The following is a 7,337-nucleotide window of genomic DNA, read 5'->3' as shown; positions in this document are numbered from 1 at the left end:
TTCGGCGGCTCGCGTGGGTCCTCGATCGCGGCAAAGTGCTCAAGCAGGCTGCGCAGCCGCGAGCGTTGGAAGGCGTCTTCGATCTCACCGGACATGGCGGCTTTCCTCTGAAGGGACCGCCTCCCAAGGAATCACACTTCCAGCCTACGGGGAATCTGTCGCCTCAACCCTTAACCTGAACTCGTTGCCCTGTCGCATCGCCGGCGGCCTGTTCCGCCCGCTCGATCCAGCCGCCGCCCAACACCCTGTCACCCTGGTAGACAACGCAGGCCTGGCCGGGCGCCACCCCGTATTGCGGCTCGTCCAACTCGGCGACGGCACCGCCGTTCGCCGTCGCCCTGACCGTCGCGCGCACCGCCGGCTGGGCGGAGCGCAGCTTCACCTCCGCCCCGACGCCCTGCGCGGGCACGGCGCCGAGCCAGTTCATCTCGCGCACGATGACGCGCGTGCGCGCCAGGGCGCTGCGCGGGCCGACCACGACCTGCAACGTCGCGGGATCGATCCGGACGACGTAGAGCGGCTCGCCGCCGTCCCCCTTCAACCCGCCGATCCCCAGCCCCTTGCGCTGGCCGATCGTGAAGTCGACGATCCCGTCGTGCCGGCCCAGCACCCGGCCGTCGACATGGACGATCTCCCCCGGGTCGACCGCGCCCGGCCTCAGGCGCCGGACGATGTCGGCATAGCGCCCGCCCGGCACGAAGCAGATGTCCTGGCTGTCCGGCTTGTCGGCAACCGGGAGCCCGAACCGCTCGGCGTGGCGGCGGGTTTCCGGCTTCGGCATGCCGCCGAGCGGAAAGCGAAGGAAATCCAGCTGCTCGCCAGTCGTCGCGAACAGGAAATAGCTTTGGTCGCGCGCGGGGTCGACGGCGCGGTGCAGTTCCGGCCCGCTCGGCCCCACGACCCGCCGCACGTAATGCCCCGTCGCGAGACAGTCCGCGCCTAGGTCGCGCGCGGTCGCCAGCAGGTCGCGGAACTTGACGGTCTGGTTGCAGCGCACGCACGGGATGGGCGTCTCGCCGCGCAGGTAGCTGTCTGCGAAGTCGTCGATGACGTTCTGCCCGAAGCGGCTCTCGTAATCGAGGACGTAATGGGGAAAGCCCAGCCGGTCGGCGACCTGACGGGCGTCGTAGATATCCTGGCCGGCGCAGCACGCACCTTTCCGGCCGACGGCCAGGCCATGGTCGTACAGCTGCAGCGTGATGCCGACGACGTCGTATCCCTCTTCCTGCAGCAAAGCCGCGGTGACGGAGGAATCAACGCCGCCCGACATCGCGACGACGACGCGCGTTTCGTGCGCGGCCTTGGAAAAACCGAGGGAGTTCATGGCCGCCAATATAGGCTATGCCCCCGGGGACGCAACCAGGGACGCAACCGGCGCATTCGAGGCCGGCCCCGCCTGCGCGACGGGGCCGGAAAACATCACTCGACGTCTTCCTCGATGATCTCTTCCTCGGTGCCCAGGCCGAGATCCTCGGTGGTGAGCCCCTCGTCCATCGCGACGCCGGCCGCGGCCCCACCGGCCCCGCCGAGCACCGCGCCGATCGGGCCGCCGACCACCGCGCCGCCGATCGCGCCGGCACCCGCGCCGGTCGCCGCACGCGTCGTGTCGGTGCTTCCGCAGGCGGCGAGCAGGCCGAGAGTTGCGAGGGAGACAATCCCCAGTCCGAGCTTACGCATGTCGATTCCTCTTGCAGTGACGTCGTTCGGGAAGCCAACAGTCGGAATGACGTCCCGGTTCCCGCCCGGGAATAGATCCGGACGATTACATGGTGGAACCTCTTCGGGGATGCGCGCAGCGGCCGAGGGACGCGATCGCGTCAGGCGATGTCCAGGCCCATCTGCCAGAAGCCCGCCTCTAGACGGGTCGCGGCGGAAAAGGTGCGGACCAGGCCGGTGAAGCGTGCCTCGCCGCCGCGGGCCGCGTACAGGCGGTCGAGCTGGGCGACCTCGGCCGCCGCGACGCTCCGGTACTCGTCGCCCGCATACATCTCGATCCAGGCGCGATAAGGATTGCCGTCGAGCCGCGTGCGGGGATCGGCGACCAGCTCGGCGGCGATCTCCGCATAGCCGACCACGCAGGGCGCAAGCGCCACATGCAGGTCGAGCAGGTCGCCGCTCATTCCGCGCTCGAGCACGAACCGGGTATAGGCGAGCGTGGCGGGCGCCTCGGGCGTGGCCGCCATGGTCGCCTCGTCCATCCCCCACCCTCCGCAGTAGTCGACGTGGAGGCGCATCTCCTGGTCGAGCAGGGCCGACATCACGCCCGCCGCCTGGCGCATGTCGTCGAGGGAATCGCTCTTGTACACGGCGAGCGCATAGGCCCGCGCGAAATGGATCAGGAACAGGTAGTCCTGCACGAGATAATGCCGGAAGCAGGCCTCCGGCAGACTGCCGTCGGACAATCCGCGGACGAAGGCATGACGGGTATAGGCGTGCCACTCGTCGATGCGGGCTTCGCGCAGCCGCCCGAACAGCCCGCCAGTCACGAGCCCAGCCGTCACGAGGTCAGCCGCCCATCATGTTGCGCGAGCCCGCCGGAAGGCGGACCGTCAGCCCGTCCAGCTCCTCGGTCATGATGATCTGGCAGCCCAGGCGGGAGGTCTTGGTCAACCCGAAGGCGAGGTCGAGCATGTCCTCCTCGTCCTCCGACGCGTCGGTCAGCACGTCGTACCATTCGGGTTCGACGACCACGTGGCACGTCGAGCAGGCGAGCGACCCTTCGCAGGCACCCTCGAGATCGACGTCGTTGCGGTGCGCGATCTCCAGGACCGAGAGGCCGATCGGCGCTTCGACGTCCCGACGGGTCCCGTCCTGTTCGATAAACGTCATCTTCGGCATCAGCCAGCTCTCCGTGCCTCGTCTTCCCTTGGTTCCGCCCGGCGGCCGGACGGTCGAACTCCCGGCGCGTCATACAGACAACACGGCCGCGATGCAACGTCGCTCGGTGCAAGTCCGTCGCGCCGGTCCACCATTCGTTGCTCCGCTCACCCGGCCCTGGCGCGGGGCGGCCGCCGCAGCCGGGCCACGGCCCCGGACAGCAGCGACGCCGCCCGGTCCACGTCCGCCTCGGTGGTGAAGCGCCCGAGCCCAAAGCGCAGGGACGATCCCGCCCCCCGCGCGTCGAGGCCGAGCGCCAGCAGCACGTGCGACGGCTCGTGCCGGCCCGTGGCGCAGGCCGCCCCGGTCGCGATCGCCAGTTCCGGCACCGCCTCGACCAGTTCGCTGGCATCCACCCCGGGAATGCGGACGCTGAGGTTGCCCGGCAGCCGGTGGTCCATGCTCCCGTTGACCAGCAGCCCGTCGACCGAGGACGACAGCGCTTCGAACAGTCGGTCGCGCAGGCCGGCCACCCGCAAGGCCTCCCTCTCCAGCGACTCGCGCGCCAGCGCCGCCGCCGCGCCGAATCCGACCGCGAGCGCCACGGGCACCGTGCCCGGGCGCAGGCCGCGCTCCTGTCCACCGCCGTCGCACAGCGGTTCGATCTCCACCGACCGCGACACCCAGAGCGCGCCGATCCCGGCCGGTCCATGCATCTTGTGCGCGGTCAAGGTCACGAGGTGCAGGCCGAGCGCCGAGACGTCGAGCGGCACCTTCCCGGCCGCCTGCGCGGCGTCGGTATGGACCGGCACGCCGTGGGTAACCGCCAGGCGCCCGATCTCTTGCAGCGGCTGGAGCGTCCCGATCTCGTGGTTGGCGGCCATGACGGAGACCAGCGCCGTCTCCGGCGCGAGCGCGCGGCGTAGCAGTTCCGGGTCGAGCCTGCCGTCGGATCGCACCGGCAGCACGTCGAGCCGGAACCCTTCGGCATGCAGCCGGCGGCAGCAGGCGAGCACGCTCGGATGCTCGGTCGCCGCGGTGACGATGCGGTCCCGCCCGCGGGATCTGGCCGCCCGCGCCACGCCCTTCACGGCGAGGTTGTTCGCCTCCGTCGCCCCGGAGGTGAAGACCAGTTCCGCCGGATTGGCGCCGATCAGGCCGGCGACCTCCGCGCGCGCGGCCTCGACCGCCTCGGCCGCGCGCCAGCCGGCCGCATGGCGTGCGTGGGGGTTGCCGGCCCGATCGAGCAGCCAGGGCAGCATGCGCTCGGCCACCCGCGGGTCGAGCGCCGTGGTGGCGTGGTTGTCGAGATAGACGATCCCGGGCGCGTCGGCGCTCATGCCGCCCGCCTGCGACGATGGAGCGTGGTCCAGGCCTCGACGAAGCGGTCGATCTCCTCGGCGACGGTGTCCCGGCCCAGGCTGACCCGGACGGCCGAGGCGGCATCGGCCTGCGCGAGCCCCATCGCGGTCAGCACATGGCTCGGCTTGACCTTCCCGCTGGAGCAGGCCGACCCTGCGCTGACCGCAATGCCCGCGAGGTCGAAGGCCATGACCTGGATCTCCGCCGGCACGCCCGGCATGCCGATGCAGGACGTGTTGGCGACGCGCGGGGCCGCCCCGCCATGGATCGGCGCATCGGGCGCCACCGCGCGGATGCGCTCCTCCATGGAACGGCGCAACCCGTCGATGCGCGCCACGTCGCCGAAGCCGGCGAGCACGTCGCGCGCGGCCCGCCCGAACCCGACGATGCCCGGCACGTTCTCGGTTCCGGCCCGGCGCCGCTGCTCCTGTCCGCCGCCGCGCAGCAGCGGCGGGCAGACGACGCCGTCGCGCAGGACCAGCGCGCCAACCCCCTTGGGGCCCCCGATCTTGTGGGCCGACAGGCTCAGCATGTCGGCGCCCAGACCATTCAGATCGATGGCCAGGCGGCCGGCGGCCTGGACGGCGTCGCAATGGACGAGGGCGCCGCGGCTTCTCGCGATGCGTGCCGCCTCGGCGACCGGCTGGATCACCCCCGTCTCGTTGTTGACGAGCATCAGCGACAGCAGGGACGGTCCGCGGGCGTCCGCCAGCATCCGGTCGAGCGCAGCCAGGTCGACCACTCCGGAAGGCTCGACGGGTATGCGGCGCGCGGACGGGACCGCCTCCAACACGCTGTCGTGCTCGATCGCGGAGACGAGGACCGAGCGCCCGCCGGCCGAAGCGAGGGCTTGGTTGTTCGCCTCCGTCCCGCCGCCCGTGAACACCACCTGGGCAGGCATGGCTCCCACCAGGGCGGCGACCTCCGCGCGGGCATCCTCGACCGCGCGCCTGGCCGCCCGGCCGTCGGCATGGACCGAGGAGGGATTGCCGAGGAGATCCAGCGCCCGGACCATGGCCTCGCGCACCGCCGGACGCAGCGGCGCGGTCGCGTTGTAGTCGAGATAGTTCCGCTTCATGCGGCCGGGTCCGTTCCCATCCGGACGAGGAAGATGCTTGAACACTCCGTCGCCCGCTGTGGTATATTCCGCGGTCTTGGCCGGGGCCGGCGTAATTGTCGCGCGAAAGTTGCAAGAAGGCGATCCATCGCCCGCACATGTAGTGAAAGCGATATATGGTGTCCTATCAGCATGGTCAAGGATTGGAACGGCGGGAATCGAACATGTTCGGGCATGAAACCTAGTCGCGGAGCCGGAAGCGGCCGTGCCGCCCGCCTGTCGGGCGGCTGGACCGTTCTCCCCTTGCCGACGCCACCCCTGGACCAGGACCAACACCGCGATGCCTGAAGTGATCATCAACGGGCCGGCTGGACGGCTCGAAGGGCGCTACAACCACAGCAAGCAGCCGCATGCTCCCGTCGCGTTGTTCCTCCATCCCCACCCCCATCAGGGCGGGACGATGAACAACAAGGTCGTCTACACGCTCTTCCACGCCTTCACGCGCCGGGGCTTCTCGACGCTGCGGTTCAACTTCCGGGGCGTCGGGCGCAGCCAGGGCACCTATGACCGCGGGGAGGGCGAGCTGTCCGACGCGGCGTCGGCACTGGACTGGATCCAGACGTTCAACCCGAACGCGGCGAGCTGCTGGATCGCCGGCTTCTCGTTCGGGGCATGGATCGGCATGCAGTTGCTGATGCGCCGGCCCGAGATCGACGGCTTCATCTCCATCGCTCCTCCGGCCAACGTGTTCGACTTCAGCTTCCTCGCTCCCTGCCCCGCGTCGGGCATGATCGTCCACGGCAGCAGCGACGAGTACGTGCCCGAGGCATCCGTCGCCAAGTTGGTCGGCAAGTTGTCGAACCAGAAGGACATCCGGATCGACTACCGTATCGTCGAGGGGGCCAACCATTCCTTCTCGAACAATGTGCAGGACCTCGACAAGCACATCGACGACTATCTCGACAAGGTCCTCGGCCCGAGAATCGCCGCCGTCGCGGAGTGATCCGGGCCCGATCCGAAAACCACGAAACAGGGGCGGCTTCCCGTTCACGCCGAACGGGCTCGCTTCGACCCAATCCGGATTCACATCGAGATGAGCACGCCTCGTTCGGACTTCCTCCGCATCCTCCAGGAACGCGGCTTCATCCATCAGGTGACCGACCTGGGCGGGCTGGACGCGCTTGCCGCAACGGACCGGATCACGGCCTATATCGGCTTCGACGCGACCTCGGACAGCCTCCACGTCGGCAGTCTGGTGCAGATCATGATGCTGCGCTGGCTGCAGAAGACGGGGCACCGCCCCATCGTCCTGATGGGCGGCGGCACGACGAAGGTCGGCGATCCGTCGGGGCGGGACGAGAGCCGCCAGCTCCTGACGGATGAGCAGATAGCGCGCAACATCGCCGGTATAAGAAAGGTGTTCGGCCAGTTCCTCGACTTCGAGGACGGGCGCGCCCTGATGGCCGACAACGCCGACTGGCTGGACGAGCTGCGCTACGTCCCTATGCTGCGCGACATCGGCCGCCACTTCACGATCAACCGCATGCTGGGCTTCGAGAGCGTCAAACTGCGCCTCGACCGCGAGCAGCCGCTGACCTTCCTCGAATTCAACTACATGATCCTCCAGGCGTACGATTTCCTGGAGCTGTCCCGCCGCCTCGGCTGCCGGCTGCAGATGGGCGGGTCCGATCAGTGGGGCAACATCATCAACGGCATCGAGCTGACGCGCCGGATCGATCAGAAGGAGCTGTTCGGGCTGACCACGCCGCTGATCACCACGGCGTCGGGCGCCAAGATGGGCAAGACGGCGGCCGGGGCCGTCTGGCTCAACGCCGACCGGCTGCCTCCCTATGACTACTGGCAGTTCTGGCGAAACACCGAGGACGCCGACATCGGCCGCTTCCTGCGCCTGTTCACCGAATTGCCTCTCGACGAGATCCGGCGCCTGGAGGCACTGCAGGGCGCCGAGATCAACGAGGCGAAGAAGGTCCTCGCCTTCGAGGCGACCCGCCTGGCCCATGGCGCCGAAGCCGCGGAGCACGCCGCCGAAACCGCCCGGCGAACCTTCGAGGAAGGGGCCGCCGCCGAAGGGCTCCCCAGC

8 protein-coding genes are annotated in these 7,337 nt (G+C 69.5%); 2 read left to right on the top strand and 6 right to left on the bottom strand.

Annotated features, from left to right (window positions below):
* Positions 1 to 163 precede the first annotated feature (163 nt).
* The 6 genes from mnmA to VGO20_RS23060 all read right to left on the bottom strand — a co-directional run bounded on the left by mnmA (position 164) and on the right by VGO20_RS23060 (position 5,257).
* Complete coding sequence (mnmA, locus tag VGO20_RS23085; protein ID WP_327504748.1) at positions 164 to 1,324, bottom strand: tRNA 2-thiouridine(34) synthase MnmA; 1,161 nt, start codon at positions 1,322 to 1,324, stop codon at positions 164 to 166.
* A 95-nt stretch (positions 1,325 to 1,419) separates the two neighbouring features.
* Entirely contained in the window at positions 1,420 to 1,677 is a 258-nt protein-coding gene (locus tag VGO20_RS23080) for a hypothetical protein (RefSeq protein ID WP_327504747.1), read from the bottom strand.
* A gap of 140 nt (positions 1,678 to 1,817) precedes the next feature.
* Positions 1,818 to 2,501 (bottom strand): thiaminase II, encoded by a 684-nt coding sequence (gene tenA, locus VGO20_RS23075; RefSeq protein ID WP_327504746.1) that lies wholly within the window; start codon positions 2,499 to 2,501, stop codon positions 1,818 to 1,820.
* A 4-nt stretch (positions 2,502 to 2,505) separates the two neighbouring features.
* Entirely contained in the window at positions 2,506 to 2,838 is a 333-nt protein-coding gene (locus VGO20_RS23070; RefSeq protein WP_327504745.1) for a ferredoxin family 2Fe-2S iron-sulfur cluster binding protein, read from the bottom strand.
* Positions 2,839 to 2,984: 146 nt separating this feature from the next.
* The gene (locus VGO20_RS23065; RefSeq protein ID WP_327504744.1) at positions 2,985 to 4,157 is read right to left on the bottom strand and encodes a cysteine desulfurase family protein; all 1,173 of its coding nucleotides are present in this window, start codon (positions 4,155 to 4,157) and stop codon (positions 2,985 to 2,987) included.
* Positions 4,154 to 5,257 carry a cysteine desulfurase family protein gene (locus tag VGO20_RS23060; protein ID WP_327504743.1) on the bottom strand — a complete coding sequence of 368 codons (1,104 nt, stop codon included), beginning with the start codon at positions 5,255 to 5,257 and terminating at the stop codon, positions 4,154 to 4,156. The genes VGO20_RS23065 and VGO20_RS23060 overlap by 4 nt, the downstream gene beginning before the upstream one ends.
* Before the next feature lie 319 nt (positions 5,258 to 5,576).
* On the opposite strand from VGO20_RS23060, the gene VGO20_RS23055 reads away from it, so the two are divergent.
* Positions 5,577 to 6,239: an alpha/beta hydrolase gene (locus VGO20_RS23055; RefSeq protein ID WP_414639885.1), complete on the top strand. Its 663-nt coding sequence runs from the start codon at positions 5,577 to 5,579 to the stop codon at positions 6,237 to 6,239.
* Positions 6,240 to 6,329: 90 nt separating this feature from the next.
* The coding region (tyrS, locus tag VGO20_RS23050; RefSeq protein ID WP_327504741.1) for a tyrosine--tRNA ligase at positions 6,330 to 7,337 on the top strand (1,008 nt) is incomplete at its 3' end.

This window comes from Arenibaculum sp. (assembly GCF_035998295.1).
In the GTDB taxonomy this organism is placed as follows: Bacteria; Pseudomonadota; Alphaproteobacteria; order Azospirillales; family Azospirillaceae; genus DASYHS01.
This window is presented reverse-complemented; position numbering and strand designations above follow the sequence as displayed.